General features: G+C 41.7%; 6 protein-coding genes and 1 pseudogene. 1 reads left to right on the forward strand and 6 read right to left on the reverse strand.

The window, feature by feature from the left end; translation table 11 throughout:
- A pseudogene (locus tag AC4J95_RS19960) lies at positions 1 to 205 on the reverse strand (ECF transporter S component); the annotation flags it as partial.
- Positions 206 to 421: 216 nt separating this feature from the next.
- Between AC4J95_RS19960 and AC4J95_RS19965 the strand changes: the two are divergent.
- Positions 422 to 2,320 carry a PfkB family carbohydrate kinase gene (locus AC4J95_RS19965; protein ID WP_494551367.1) on the forward strand — a complete coding sequence of 633 codons (1,899 nt, stop codon included), beginning with the start codon at positions 422 to 424 and terminating at the stop codon, positions 2,318 to 2,320.
- A 224-nt stretch (positions 2,321 to 2,544) separates the two neighbouring features.
- Here AC4J95_RS19965 and AC4J95_RS19970 read toward each other — a convergent pair whose 3' ends face one another.
- The 5 genes from AC4J95_RS19970 to AC4J95_RS19990 form a co-directional block, all read right to left on the reverse strand.
- Positions 2,545 to 4,548 (reverse strand): C40 family peptidase, encoded by a 2,004-nt coding sequence (locus tag AC4J95_RS19970; protein WP_494551368.1) that lies wholly within the window; start codon positions 4,546 to 4,548, stop codon positions 2,545 to 2,547.
- Positions 4,549 to 4,588: 40 nt separating this feature from the next.
- Entirely contained in the window at positions 4,589 to 7,438 is a 2,850-nt protein-coding gene (locus tag AC4J95_RS19975) for a VaFE repeat-containing surface-anchored protein (protein WP_494551369.1), read from the reverse strand.
- An 18-nt stretch (positions 7,439 to 7,456) separates the two neighbouring features.
- Positions 7,457 to 8,770, reverse strand: coding sequence for a DUF5068 domain-containing protein (locus AC4J95_RS19980; protein WP_494551370.1), 1,314 nt, complete (start codon positions 8,768 to 8,770; stop codon positions 7,457 to 7,459).
- Positions 8,771 to 8,782: 12 nt separating this feature from the next.
- Positions 8,783 to 9,154: a hypothetical protein gene (locus AC4J95_RS19985; protein WP_494551371.1), complete on the reverse strand. Its 372-nt coding sequence runs from the start codon at positions 9,152 to 9,154 to the stop codon at positions 8,783 to 8,785.
- A gap of 68 nt (positions 9,155 to 9,222) precedes the next feature.
- Positions 9,223 to 15,549 (reverse strand): VaFE repeat-containing surface-anchored protein, encoded by a 6,327-nt coding sequence (locus AC4J95_RS19990; protein WP_494551372.1) that lies wholly within the window; start codon positions 15,547 to 15,549, stop codon positions 9,223 to 9,225.
- Position 15,550: the final 1 nt, after the last annotated feature.

Here is a 15,550-nt window from a genome sequence, read left to right on the forward strand (position 1 = left end):
TAGTAATTAAGCCGCAAAGTGCTGCTACCCAAGGACCAGCCAAACAAGCTACTAAAACGGTACCAATCATATCTAGAAATAGTGGTAACTTTAACGCTGAACAAAGTGTGCCACCAATCAAGTTGATTCCAACAGCAATTGGTATTAATACAAGTACCTTTGTTGAAAAATTTTTATGGAGAAATGCTTGAAAATGTTTTTTCATTGTAGTTCCCCTTTTTAAAATGTGATAAAATTAATTTAAGAAAACATTTTCGGAAAACGTTTTCCTTGATTAGAATTTATCATCACGCAAAAGGTTTGTCAATACAATTTTTCGAGTAGTCAAAATATTTTTTTCTTTTTAGCCAAACACGCTTGACCCTTTTTGAATTGGTTGAGTATGATGAGAAGGAAGATAACGAGGATAAAGGAGAACTGTATGAATATAAGAGATATTGCAAAATTGGCTGGAGTATCTGTATCTACGGTGTCAAAAATCGTAAATAAAAAGGACTCCAGTATTAGTAACGAAACTCGTGAAAGGGTTTTAAAAATAGTTCATGAATACAATTACACCCCCTATTCATCTACTATTAACTCCACAACAACTACTGGTTCGATTGGTATATTGATTAACTCAGATAAAAACGTTGATAATGCCTTAAACGGAATGATTGAGTATGCACAGCAAACTGGATATAGTCCGATAATTCTTAATAGTCTTGGAGATCAAAAACAAGAACTTAGAAATATTACCTCCTTATGTACAAAACAAGTGGACGGAATAATTTGGGATCCGATAAATGAAGACAGTTTAATGAACTTAAAACATATTGAAACATCGAATATCCCATGTGTGTTATTAGGAGAGTGGAAAGATGAGACATCCTATTGGCTTCCATATGAAAATATTTCCTATTTTCTAACAAAACAATTGATCGAAAAAAAACACAAAAGAATCGCTTGTATTATCCGAGATGATAAAAGTAAAGAACAATTCATCAATGGTTATAAAAAAGCTCTTTTTAAATACAATTTGAAATTCAATGATTCGATGATCATCAATACATTAGATTTTTCTATCAATGATTTTATTATTGAAAAACAAATTTCTGGTTTCGTATCTGCTGATTTCTATAAATCAATTGAGCTTTACAATTTGACCATGCAAAGTGGTCTTAAAGCACCTAACGATTATTCATTACTTTCTATTCGTAATGATACAGATATAGAATTTAAAAATTATCAAAATTCTCTTTCTACTATCACTATCAACCAGACAAATTTTGGTGCTCATATATGTCAAGCACTCATTAACTTGATTGCCAATGCGGAAGATCCAGAACCATTTTATGAAAAAATGGTTCTGGACAATACAAACTCAATTGGAGTTCCAGCAGAAAATGACCACCAAAAGATTCTTGTAGTTGGAAGTATAAATATGGATACTTATCTCTATTCTTCAAAGCTCCCTCATAACGGTGCAACAAATTTTCTATCTAATCTAAGCAAACGTCCAGGTGGAAAAGGACTAAACCAAGCAATTGGAACAGCAAAACTTGGACATCAAGTTCGTTTGATTGGCTGTATAGGAACAGATAGTGACTCAAATACAATGTTTCAAGAGCTCAAGAAAAATAGTGTTGATACTGAGGGCATCATACGCTCAAATGATACAGAAACAGGTCAGGCTTATATTTCTGTAGAATCTAGTGGTGATTCAATGATCTCAATTTTACCCGGAGCGAATGCAGAACTATCGCCTACATTTATCAAAAATAAACATGAGCTATTCTCTAATGTGAAATATTGTCTCGTACAAACTGAGATTCCGATTGACGCAGTAGAAATGACTTGTACATTAGCTACAAAAAGTGACGTTAAAACAATATTGAAACCTTCTGCTTCAAAAAAAATTCCTGATTCTCTTTTGTCTAAAGTAGATTACCTCATTCCTAATGAAGAAGAATTAACTTCATTATGCTCGGATTACGAAACAATTGAAGAAAAGGCTAATTTTTTGATCTCCAAAGGTGTCGGAAATGTTATTGTTACTTTAGGTAAAAATGGCTGTTTTCTTAAGAATTCTAAGCAAGGAAAATATTTCTCCGCTGCCAACTTCTCCTCTGTTGATAGCACTGGAGCAAGCGACGCATTTATTAGTGCATTGTCAGCATATTTGTTACGTGACTACTGTTTGGAAAAAGCGATCCAAATTGCTATTTATGCAGCAGGTTTCCTTGTCTCACGAGATGGTATTACTACAGCCCTTGTTGATCGAACAACACTAGAAAGTTACATTGCAAAAAAAGAACCTCAGCTCTTACTTAAGGATTAGGGCTTTCATTCAAAAAAAAACAGGTTTGTACATTTCTACTAAGAGATATCGTACACCTGTTTTTTTGATTTTGCTGAACTTTGTTTTTCCAAGTGAGACGGCATAACAACAGAAGTTCTTTCGCTCTATAATAAGCTTCTTACTAGCTGACACCTACACGGACGAAGAATTCCAGTCTGTTGATTTTATCTACCACCGGAAGACTTTTGTCTCGTTTTCCTTCATTATTCTGTTACTGAGCGCATTGGTATCAGTCGAGTCCCTAGCGCGAGGTAACTCGAAGCGGCTGTCGAAAATACACTAGACACTCCGTTGCTTGTTGATGTTGCTGTCGTCGCCAGAGCAATCAGACTTTCTCCTTTGAATAGGCTAATAAATTGTGTGACAGTCATCACCTGTGGAATTTGTTGTGTTTTCATGACACTAAGAATCAGCTTTTTCTGCAAACGATCATACTCGGTAAACGTTGATTTCCCTGCATCAATCACTGGTCCTTCACTTTGGTCAATCTCTGCCTGATCAAACTCGGTTAAGTCATAGGCTTCGATGATGGCATTTAATTTTTCTGCATATTGTTTATCCGTGGCATAGCGTCCTTGCAGATACTCCGTTGCTTCTTCGTAGGTCTTTGCCTGATCCTTCCATGCTCCTTTATAGAACGCTGCGTTTCCTGTGATTCCTTTTTTGAGCAATTTCGCATAATCCTCTAAAGACTCTTTATAGGAAGGATATTTTCTAAACTCGGAAGTAATCTGGAAGCTTGCACCGACCTTATCCTGCTCTAGCGTTTGGAAGGTCACCCCTTGATCGTTGAACGTTCCTTTGATGCCGAATAAATTGTAGTTCGGTTCGCTAGCTAGGGCACTATTACCAGAGCCGCTTTCTAAGATGGCTTGGGCGATCATCACCGAAGAGTAGATCCCATTCTTTTGTCCAATTTCACGAGATACTTTGCCGATTTTCTCAATAAATTGATCCGTCGTTTGATTTTTATTAAAAATAAACGGTTGGTCAGTGCTGTACTCGCCATAAGCGTTGGCTAACGAATTAGTGGCTTGCGGCAGGCCTGCGAGATTCACCCGAACCGCAAAGGTTGGCGCAAAGCTACTGATACTGCCGATCTTCACCACGTCTCCCGGCTGCGGCGCGTGGATGTATTGACCATTTCCGATATAGATCGCCACGTGAGTCGTAACACTCGTCGGCGCTCCCCAGAAAAGCAAATCGCCCGGCTGAGCTTCACTCACTGGAATCTGCGTGCCGGCATACTGCTGATCCCCTGTCCAGCCACCAATATAGTGCCCCGTCGCATTGCTATACACAGCATACGCTAAGCCAGAACAGTCAAACGCATTTGGTCCCTTCGCACCCCAAACATAGGGTTTGCCTAGATGACGATACGCCTCCTGCACGATCGCTGTTTGTACCTCATTACTGAAGGTGGGCACCGCTTGGTTCGATGGAATTCTCACATCAGCCTCGGGTGCTGCAGCGTTGTCTACCGGTTCACGCGGACCATATTGCGGTTGGCTCGCTGATGCTTCGGTACGTTCAGCGGGCGTTGCTGCGGTAGAAGAAGATGTCGGTATTTCTTTCCGCTCACTACTTTGCGCCTCACTAGTCTGAGTGGTTTTGGGGGGTTCCTGCGTTTGACTGCTGGTGCTGCTTGAGACAGTCTCACTGCTTTGACTCGTTTGATTGGTCGAACTGCTGCTCTCGCTTGTTTGCGGCCTGCTCTCATTGCTATCCGTTGGTTTTTCAACGGGCTTATTGGTATTGGTCACTGTGAATGCGACTGCGACATCTGATTCCGGCATCGAAAATTGTCCGCTGATCGCTGGACTGACCAGAATCGCTGCCTTCGTCGTTGCATTTACAAATTTGACTTCCTTCAAAGTAAATTCTTTAGCCAACGTCACTGTATAGCACACCTTGTTGTTCGCGGAAAGTTGGAACGTCACTTTGTTTCCATTCGCATCTGTTAGGGTATTGTTAATCAGTTCTTTTCCCTCAGCCGTCACTAGCTTGTAGGCCACCGCTGGCGAATCAGAACTTTCTGTACTTGTTGAATCCATGCTGGTTACGCTGGAGTCTGTAGTCGCTTGCGTTTCCGAAAAAATTGCGCTAGACTGATCATTTTCTTCCGCAAACACTTGATACGACGATAACGCTGTTGATCCAAATATGGCGCCAATAGCTAAGATACTAAGCCATTTAGTATATTTCATCATCATTCCTCATCTCTCATTTGATGCTTTTTCGGTCTATCTATTTGGTTAATTTGATTCTGCGACTAGCAATCACCACACCACAGGCAATCAATAAGAACCCTCCCAGAATCCAAAGTGTATTCTGATGACTGCCCGTTTTAGGTAACGTTTTGACCTGCTTAGCTGAGGCTGTTTTAACTGGCTTAACTGATTTTTTTGTTCCTCGATACCATGAATAGCGCCAGCTCACCTTTCCAATAACAGTCGAATCACTCGTTTGAACGGATTCTGGTTCTGCCGGAGCTGGAACTGGTGTCTCTTTTGGAGTGTCCGTTGGTGTGCTTACGGGCTTACCCACTGGTGTGGTTCCGTCCAATTTGACCATTTGATTCACATCGGTTAAATCTTGATGATCGGCCACCAAACTACCTTTACCATTGAACAATTGCTCAAAAACAACATAGGTGGTAGCTTTCGTCAATGCGCTTTTAGCGAATTCAAAGGTTACTACTACGGTTCCATTCATTTTTTCAGCGGTGAAGCTCGCTTCACCCACGACTTTTTTACCATTGACTTGATAAGGCAAGCCTGTCACTTGATCCATCAGCTGACCTTTCACCGTATATTTCTGCCCAACAACCAGATTGTTGTAAGTAATCGTGTCTTTGATCTGTACGTTCTCTCCCATCAGTTGCCCTGCTGCTTTGGTAGCAATCACTGGATAAGTGATGGTTTGTTCCGGGGCGGCGATAGTCGAATCATTCGCTACTTCTTTACCTGCTTGATACAAGCTTTCAACTACGACGACCGATTTACCAGCCAGACTACTACCATCAAAGCTGATGTCTACATCAATCGTGCCATTAGGTTTTTTGGCGGTAAATCCCTTTTCCACTCGAACTTCCTTGCCATTAACAAGGATTGGTTGATTGGTCATTGGGTCCATCAACACGGTCTTGATGGTGTATTCTTTGCCAACCTCCAAGTTCTGATAGCGTACTTCTTCAATGATGGTGCTCGCCTTTTGGGAATACCCTTCGTTTCCGCCGGTACTCTTGTCCCGCGCTTTTCCTGTAATGACGACGTTCTTCGGCGTAGACAATTTCTTATTCGTGATTTTGATGGTTTTCACTGAGGTAGATGTCTTGATATCAACGTTTTTTTGGATAAATTGTTCTTCATATCCTTCTGGCATTTTCGTTTCCCGTAAAAAGTATATGCCAGTATCTAAGTTTTCAAAGATCAACTCTTCACCTGCAATTGTGGTCTTACAGGCTACAGTTTCACCTTTTCCGTTATATAATGTAAACTCCGCACCGCCAATAGTTTCTTTTTCATCGCCTTCGGTATACAGCTGAACGCATAATTTACCAGCGGGGGCTGGTATTTTCTTATTAAAGACTTTGTATTCAACCGCTTTATTAGCTTGGGTAATCTCAAATTCTTCTTCGAAGGTCGATTGATGATAGCCGGCCGGCGCCTTTGTTTCTTTTATGCGATAGGTTCCCTTACTCAATTCCGCAAAGACTAAGTCCTGACCGACTTTTGTTACTTGTGTCGCAACAACATTCCCATCAGCATCATACAGCGTAAACTCCGCATCTCCGATAGACTTGGTCTCATTGCCTCCCTCATACGTTTTGATCGTAAGCTTTCCATCAGCTTTAGCCGGCAGTTTCTTATTATAGACTTTGAACTGCCTACTCAAATTTTGATACGTAAGATCGAAGGTCTCTTCAAACAGCGGCTTCTCCTCCGTTGATTCTTCGTAACCGGCTGGTGCCTTTGTTTGTTTAATCGTATAGCGGTGCCCCGGCTCTATCTCGTCAAACATCAGATGGGATACATTCTGGTCGGTTAATTTACGAGCCAGCTCATTTCCATTCGCATCATACAAAGTAAATTCCGCCCCGCCGATGTACTCATTCTCTTCACCGAAACATTCAATCGTCATCCATCCTTTATCCGTACGCTTGGTATAGGTAAAAGTAAATTCTGGGAAATCTTTTTCCGCGATATTTTTTTCCGTCAGCGAAAAGGATATCTGAACCGTTGGACCCGAATACCCTTCAGGAGAGCCTTTTTTACAGATAGTGTAGTTACCGGCTGGAACATTTTTAATTACTAATTCTCCATTAGCGTCGGTAGGCTCGGTTTTAGCTAGAAAAACTTCGCCAGTCGCACGATTAATAAGATCATAACAAGCCCCCGCCAGTCGTTTGCTTGGATCATCTTTATCGACACTGATCACATGGATCTCCCCCATCGGTAAGGGATTTGTGTCACGTTTATTCGTGACTGTATATTCGAAATAGGTTGCTCCTTCTTTTATTTCAAATGTCGTTTTAAATCCAGATAACAGATAGCCAATCGGCGCACCGACCTGCTCAAGGGTGTACTTTCCAGATGGAAGATCGGTATAAACGGTATCCTTATTCAAATCTGTCCAAGCCAGGCCGTTATATTTACCGCTTTCTTCAATCAAGTGAAAGACCCCGCTGCCTAATTGCAACTGGTTGTTTCCTTCAGCAAAAAGCTTAACTACTAATCGCCCAGTTACTTCAGCGGCTTGAACCGCGACAGTTTCGGTAGCTGTCTCTGCCTCTACGTCGGCGGCAGCTTGTCCCTCAGCTGGCTGACTTTCTTCAATCACTTGCGGGGGAGCGTTTGCTTGTGGCTGTGCTTCCGTTTGCTCTGCTGGTGCTTCCTCTTCACTTGGCTGCGAAGGCTCCATCTCCTGTTCAGGCGGCTGAACCTCAGACTCCAAAAGCTGTTCGCTGCTGCTAGTTGCGGTCGTCTCTACAGCTGGACTCTCTACTTCCTGAGCACCAACATTGAACATAGGTAAAAAAGACCCGCTCAGCAGCATGACCAACGCCGCCACAACCCATAGTTTTTTTCTTTTCATTTGTTTCTCCCTTCTTACTTAATTCTGAAAGCGAAATTCCAAATCGCCAGTGGCATTCATTCGTGAGTGGCTCTCGTCATGAATATTGACATTCAGCACAAATTCTTGATCCTTATACAGCTTTTCATAGGATTCCTTGTCGATCGGAACAACAATATATTTAGTATTGGTCTCACCAATCGGCAGCTCGCTGTTTTCGTCTCTGACTTCTAAGGCACTTTGGCTGATAATGCTGCCTTTGTTGCCGATTTTCAGACTGCCGGAGGTATCGTTAAATTGCAGGGCTTCCTTTCCGTTGTTCTGAACGGTGACCTTTGCCGTCAGTAGGACAATCCCTGTTTCGTACCGATTAAATCGTACCGCTTGCTCTTTATTCGGTTCAAACTCGGCAATTTGATAGCCGTCCAGCGTGACTTTTACGCCTTCAAATTCCTTCGATTCATTGACTTCTTCATCAACTAATAGTCGTTTTGTTCCCATGTTCTCTACGGTGGCCTTGTCTTTATAAAGGAAAGAAGCGGCTATTGATTTTGCTTCGCCCTTCGCATCAAAGGGAACGGTTTCTTTCGTACCGAGGAACAAAGCATCGTCAGATTTGAAGCTGCCCTTCTTCGTGAAGATTCCCGGCACTTCTAAGATTGCCTCGTTGTTCTCAGAAAGCTTCTCCATCTCAGCCGGTTCTACCGCAAAGGGGATAAAGCCCGTCAACTCTTCGCCAGCACCGATTTCATTATCATTTTGGATCAGATCACTCTCCATATCATCCGTCAGAATATTTTTCGTCCGCATCAGACTAGCGCGTGAGCCGGTGATGGAAAAGGAAAAGCCATTGCCATAATAAACTGCTGCATCGGTGTCATTTTTAAGAGTGACCGCCAAGAGGATCACTCCTCCTTCCGCATTCTGATCACCAAAGGGAATCCGCAGGTTGCGGGTAAAGTTCTTGATTTGGTAATAGCGATAACCGTCAACTTTTACCTCCACGTCGTTTTCGTTGTAGATCAACGGCTTATCGTGCTCATGCAGCAGCTCCAAGGAACTCGTATTTGTTTTTTCCTCTAAATCTTTTTCGACCTCTTCCCAAGACACCGTTGAAGAATTGCTTTTCGTCTCAGAGCTTTCGGCCGTTTCTTCCGTACTGTCCGTTGAACTTGCCGTGGTGCTTTCTTCTGTACTTTCTTCCATACTGTCCTCTGAACTTTCTTCCTCGCTTGCCTTTGTCGAAGAGATTTCAGTGGATTCCTTTGGCTCCTCTACCGTCTGTCCGTTCTGGGTACAACCAGTCAATAACAATAATGGTATCGCCAACAATGCTAATCGTGTTTTTTTCATTTGAACGCTCCTTTAAAATAGAAAATTATTTAATTGTGGGTAGCCTTTCTTAACCGCATTAAGAAATTGACGTTTGCTGCGGTCAATGTAGAGTCCTTTCACGAACGCTAGTAATATAAAGACCACTAGAATAGTGCCTGCAAAAAAGCCCAGCAGCAGACGATTATCCAGTATTTTCTGAAGGGACAGAGCCACAAGAACCACGAATACTCCCAGTACCACCAGACACGCCAGACGAAATCCTTTGCATTGGCTACGGTAACTGTCTAAGATCTCATGATAAATCAGATACACTTCATCCTCGCTATACGCACCTTCTTTCAGAGCCTTCCGCACCGATCGTTTCAATCCACCCGGTTTCACAATTACTAACACTTTTTCCACCCCGTTTCTCTCAGATACCAAACAATCCACCAAGCCACCTGAAAGGGGCTTGGTGGATCGTTCACTTCCTAATGATTTCTTTTCGCTCTTCTTGTGTATACAAGATACATGGTCAACACTGTGCCAATGATTATTACTCCCAGAACAAGGAACAATGGATTGTTTTGTGTCCCTGTTTTCGGTAACGAGCCTCTTGAGGTTGACGTACTGTAATCATACGTACGTGTTTTTCCTCCAGTACCGGTACTTGGCAGACCAGGTTTTCCTGGTGTATCGTCACCGACTTCAACGGTTTGATCCTTGTCGTTGATGTCTTCATGGGTTGCGATCAAGTAACCTTTACTATTGAATAATTGTTCAAAGACGACTAATGTTTCTTTCTTCGTCAAGGCGCTCTTCGCAAATTCAAAGGTCACTTCAACTGTGCCGCTAGTCTGTGCCGCCACAAAGGTCGTTTCACCTAATACTTTCTTGCCGTCGACTAGATAAGCCAAGCCAGTTGATTTATCCATCAGTACACCTTTGACTGTGTATTTGTTGCCGACTACTAAGTTTTCATAGGACACCATGTCCTTGATGACTACATTGTCATTGACTAGACTATCCGATGCTTTCGTACCCACTTTTGGATAAGTGACTGTTTGATCCTTGTCATTGATATCCGTATGTGTCGCGACTTCTTTGTTGTCTGTATACAAGGTTTCAAAGACAACAACTGTCGTACCTGCTAACGCACTGCCATCGAAGGTAAATTCTAGGTCAATCGTGCCATTCGGTTTCTTCGCAGTGAAGGTTTTCTCTGCGTGAACTTCTTTGCCGTTTGCCAATAATGGTTTATTGGTTGCTTTGTCCATCAAGACACCTTTGACTGTGTACTCTTTACCAACGATTAAGTTCTTGTAAGAAACTTCGTCAATGATGGTGACTTCTTTCTTCGCTTGACCTTCATTGCTGGCAGTTCCTTTGTCTTTGGCTTTCGTTGCGATTTCTGGAGTATCCGGTGTGAATGAGACCGTTTGATCCTTGTCTTCTAGGTCTTCGTGACTTCCGATCAATTGACCCTTCACATTGTATACTTTTTCAAAGACGACTAAAGCGATGTCTTTGCCTTCGACAGCTTTCTTGTCAAATTCAAAGGTGACTTCCGTCGTACCAGCAGCTTTTTCTGGTGTGAAGGTTGTTTCAGCAGTGACCGCTTTGCCATCCACTTCAAACGCCTTGCCTGTCGCCTTATCCATCAATGTTCCCTTGACCGTATAGGCATTTCCTACGGTTAGTTTTTCATAAGACACGATGTCTTTGACGATGATCTTGTCGCTCACCGTGCTTTCAGAAGCCTTTGTTCCAACCTTCGGATAATCCACACTTTGGTCTTTGTCATTAATATCTGTATGGCTGGCAACTTGTTTGTCCTCACGGAACAGATTTTCGAAGACAACTACCGTCTTGCCTGCTAAGTCGCCGTTTGTAATGACAAACTCCAAATCAACAGAGCCATTGGTTGTTTCTGCTACAAATTCTTTTTCCGCATGGACTTCATTACCGTCGCGGGTGATGAATGGTTGGTTGCTGCCTTTATCCATCAATACCCCTTTGACTGTGTAGGTTTTGCCGATGGTCAAGTTCTTGTACTCAACTGTATCAATGATACTTACTTGTTCATCCGCATAGCCTTCGTGATCGCCTGTTTCACTGTCTTTGGCAGTCGTAGCGATCTCTGGTGTATCTGGTCCGAATTCTACCGTTTGATCTGGATCTTCTAAGTCTTCATGGGTTCCGATGACTTTGCCATCCGCATTCAAGACTTTTTCAAAAACAACTAAACTAATTTCTTTGCCTTCGATCGCTTTTTTATCAAACTCAAAGGTCACTTCGGTTGTGCCGTTTTCTGCTTCTGGTGTGAACTTCGTCACGGTTGTAACAGGTACACCGTCTACTTCAAAGGCTTTGCCCGTTTCTTTATCCATCAGCTTGCCTTCAACCGTGTATTCTTTACCAGCGGTTAATTTTTCGTAAGACACGATGTCTTTAACGATGATCTTATCGCCAACGGTACTTTCAGATGCTTTCGTACCGACTTTTGGATAGTCAACACTTTGATCCTTGTCTTCAATATCCGTATGCGCTGCGACTTCTACCTCTTCATGATACATTGTTTCAAAGACGACCACAGTCTTGCCTGCCAGGTCGCCATTTGTCACGACGAATTCCAGTTCAACAGACCCATTTGATTTGTCTGCTTTGAATTCTTTTTCGGCATGAACTTCTTTGCCGTCTTTGGTCACAAACGCTTTACCTGTTTGTTTGTCCATTAAGACACCTTTGACTGTGTAGGTTTTACCGATGGTCAAGTTTTTGTAGGTCACTTTATCAATGATCGTCACTTTTTCATCCGCATAGCCTTCATTCGTACCCGTTTCGCCATCCTTCGCACTTGTCGCGATTTCTGGGGTATCTGGTTTGAATTCGACTGTTTGGTCTTTGTCTTCCAAGTCTTCGTGAGTTCCAATGACTTTGCCATCCGCATTCAAGACTTTTTCAAAGACGACTAAGCTGATTTCTTTACCTTCAATGGCTGCTTTGTCAAACTCAAACGTGACTTCGGTTGTCCCGTTTTCTGCTTCTGGTGTGAAGGTTGCTTTGCCAGTAACTGCTGTGCCATCTACTTCGAAGGCTTTTCCAGTCGCTTTATCCATCAATTTACCTTCAACGGTATATTCTTTGCCAACAGTTAGTTTTTCATAAGATACGATGTCTTTAACAACGATCTTATCGCCAACGGTGCTTTCTGAAGCTTTTGTACCAACCTTCGGATAATCAACACTTTGGTTCTTATCTTCAATATCCGTATGAGCAGCTACTTCACGCTCCTCATGATACAAGGTTTCAAAGACGACGACGGTTTTACCAGCTAAGTCACCTTTCGTGATCACGAATTCTAGATCAACCGAACCATTTGATTTTTCCGCTGTGAATTCTTTTTCAGCATGCACTTCTTGTCCATCACGAGTCAAGAATGGTTGGTTCGTTGCTTTGTCCATCAACACACCTTTGACCGTGTATTTGTTGCCAATGATCAAGTTCTTGTAATCTACTGTATCGATTACGGTTACTTTTTCTGCTGCATTTCCTTCGTGTTCGCCTGTTTCACTGTCTTTTGCAGTGGTAGAAATTTCTGGAGTATCTGGTTTAAACTCTACCGTTTGATCTTTGTCTTCCAAGTCTTCATGAGTTCCGATGACTTTACCATCTGCATTCAAGACTTTTTCAAAGACAACTAAGCTGATTTCTTTGCCTTCGATCGCTGCCTTATCAAACTCAAACGTAACTTCCGTTGTACCGTTTTCTGTTTCTGGTGTAAACTTAGCCACTGTTGTCACCGCTACACCGTCTACTTTAAAGGCTTTACCCGTTTCTTTATCCATCAGTTTGCCTTCAACTGTGTACTCTTTGCCAACAGTCAGTTTTTCATAAGACACGATGTCTTTGACAACAATCTTATCGCCAACGGTACTTTCAGATGCTTTTGTACCAACTTTTGGATAATCAACACTTTGATTTTCATCGTCGATCTCACTGTGAGTCGCTACTTTTTTCTCTCCGTCATAAAGATCTTCAAATACGACAACTGTTTTGCCTTTCAAATCGCCATTGGTGATGACGAATTCCAATTCAACAAAACCATCCTTCGTTTTCGCTTCAAAATCTTTTTCCGCATGAACTTCGTTGCCGTCTTTGGTTAAGAAGGCTTCGCCTGTTCCTTGATCCATCAATGTTCCTTTAACCGTATACGTCTTACCAACTTCCAAATTCTTATATTCCACTTTGTCAACGATGGTTACTTTTTCATCCGCATACCCTTCATTCGTACCAGTTTCCTTATCTTTAGCAGTCGTAGAGATTTCTGGAATGTCTGGAATCTCTTTGTTATAGACCGTGTACTCAAAGTTCAAGTCGCCAGCTTTTACTTCAAAGGTTTCTTTAAAGTCTGGTTTCTCATAACCGGTTGGCGCGGACGTTTCTTCTAGCGTGTATTCGCCGTAGCTCAAGTTGTCAAAGACTAGTTCTTCGCCTTCTTTGGTTGTTTTCTTCGCAACTTCATTACCATCAGAATCGGTTAGCGTGAATTCCGCATCCGCGATCAACTTCTCATCTTCATCGCCTAACTTGTGTTTCTTGATGGTGACTTTGCCGACTTCACGTTTTGGTGTTTCCACATTGTAAACCGTGTACTCAAAGCTCAAGTCGTTGGCTTTTACTTCAAAGGTTTCTTTGAAGTCTGGTTTTTCATAACCGGCTGGCGCGGACGTTTCTTCTAATGTATATTCACCCAATGCCAAGTTATCGAAGACTAGCTCTTGTCCAGCTACTGTCTTTTCTTTTGCTACTTCATTGCCTTCAGAATCCGTTAGCGTGAATTCCGCATCTGCGATTAATTTATTCTCTTCATCGCCTTCCTTATGTTTCTTAATCGTCACTTTCCCTTTTGGTGTTTCTGATTTCACATTTTCTACGTCATATGTGAAACTCAACGCACCTGCTTTTACTTCAAATGTTTTCTTGAAGTCGGGTTTCTCATAACCGGCTGGCGCGGATGTTTCTTCTAGCGTGTATTCACCTAGTTCCAAGTTATCGAAAACTAATTCCTGTTCGGCTACTGTCTTTTTCTTCGCTACTTCATTGCCTTCAGAATCCGTTAACGTAAATTCCGCATCCTTGATTAATGCTCTATCTTCGTCGCCTTTTTCTGTCTTCTTAATCGTAACTTTCCCTTTTGGCGTTTCTGACTTCACATTTTCTATATCATATGTGAAACTCAACGCACCTGCTTTTACTTCAAATGTTTCTTTGAAGTCGGGTTTTTCATAACCGGCTGGCGCGGATGTTTCTTCTAAGGTATATTCGCCTAATGCCAAGTTATCGAAGACTAATTCTTGTCCGGCAACTGTCTTTTTCTTCGCTACTTCATTACCTTCAGAATCCGTTAACGTAAATTCCGCATCCTTGATTAATGCTTTATCTTCGTCGCCTTTTTCTGTTTTCTTGATCGTAACTTTTCCTTTTGGTGCTTCTGATTTCACGTTTTCTACATCATAAGTGAAACTTAATGCGCTTTCTTTTACTTCAAATGTTTGCTTGAAGTCTGGTTTTTCATAACCGGCTGGCGCTGATGTTTCTTCTAACGTATATTCGCCCAATGCCAAGTTATCGAAAACTAGCTCTTGTCCGGCAACTGTCTTTTTCTTCGCTACTTCATTGCCTTCAGAATCAGTTAACGTAAATTCCGCATCCTTGATTAATGCTCTATCTTCGTCGCCTTTTTCTGTTTTCTTAATAGTAACTTTGCCGACTTTCGCTTCTGGTTTCTTGTTTGATACTTCAATCGTTAATTCTAAATCATTTTCTGTGATCTCAATATCTTTGGTGTAGTCTGCTTTTTCATATCCTGCTGGTGCTTCTGTTTCTTTTAAGACATATTTGCCTAATGGGAGTTTATCAAAGACTAATAATTTACCGTCTTCACTTGTCTTAGTCGCTACTTCTGTTTTGCCATCTTCTTCATATAACGTGAACTTCGCTCCAGCGATTGATTTCTTCGTGCTGTCCGCTAGATCGTATTTCAGGATACTCACTTTACCTACTTTAGTTTCTGGTTTCTTATTCGATACTTCGATCGTTAGTTCTAAATCATTTTCTGTGATCTCAATATCTTTGGTATAGTCTGCTTTTTCGTATCCTGCTGGCGCTTCTGTTTCTTTTAAGACATATTTACCTAATGGGAGTTTATCGAAGACTAATAATTTACCGTCTTCACTTGTCTTAGTCTCCACTTCTGTTTTGCCATCTTCTTCATATAACGTGAACTTCGCTCCAGCAATTGATTTCTTCGTGCTGTCCGCTAGATCGTATTTCAGGATGCTAACTTTACCTTTCGGCTTTTCTGTTTCAGTATTCTTGAAGTTGAAGGTTTGTAATGTTGCCGCATTCCCGGCTGTTACTTCAAATGATAATTTTTCTTTGGATACATCGTAACCATCTGGTGCTTTTACTTCTTCCAGTTCATACTTACCAATTGGAATATCTGTGATCGTTAACTCACCATTTGCTGCTGTTGGTTTACTTTCAGCCAACCATACAATGTTTTTATCAGTGTCGGTAATCTTGAACGTTGCTCCTGCTAGTTTCTTGCTGGCAGTCACACTATCAATTTTGGTAATCTTCACTTTACCTAGTGGCTTTTCTGATTCAGTATTTTTGAAGTTGAAGGTTTGTAACGTTGCCGCATTTCCTGCTGTTACTTCAAATGATAGTTTTTCTTTTGATACATCGTAACCATCTGGTGCTTTCACTTCTTCCAATTCATACTTACCAATTGGAATATCCGTAATGGTCAAT

It is taken from the genome of Enterococcus sp. GPZ-007, from assembly GCF_059374735.1.

Excerpts from the sequence above, each read along its gene's own strand:
- AC4J95_RS19970 (WP_494551368.1), bottom strand. The coding sequence starts at position 4,548 with ATGAAATATACTAAATGGCTTAGTATCTTAGCTATTGGCGCCATATTT.
- AC4J95_RS19980 (WP_494551370.1), bottom strand. The coding sequence starts at position 8,770 with ATGAAAAAAACACGATTAGCATTGTTGGCGATACCATTATTGTTATTG.
- AC4J95_RS19965 (WP_494551367.1), top strand. The coding sequence starts at position 422 with ATGAATATAAGAGATATTGCAAAATTGGCTGGAGTATCTGTATCTACG.
- AC4J95_RS19975 (WP_494551369.1), bottom strand. The coding sequence starts at position 7,438 with ATGAAAAGAAAAAAACTATGGGTTGTGGCGGCGTTGGTCATGCTGCTG.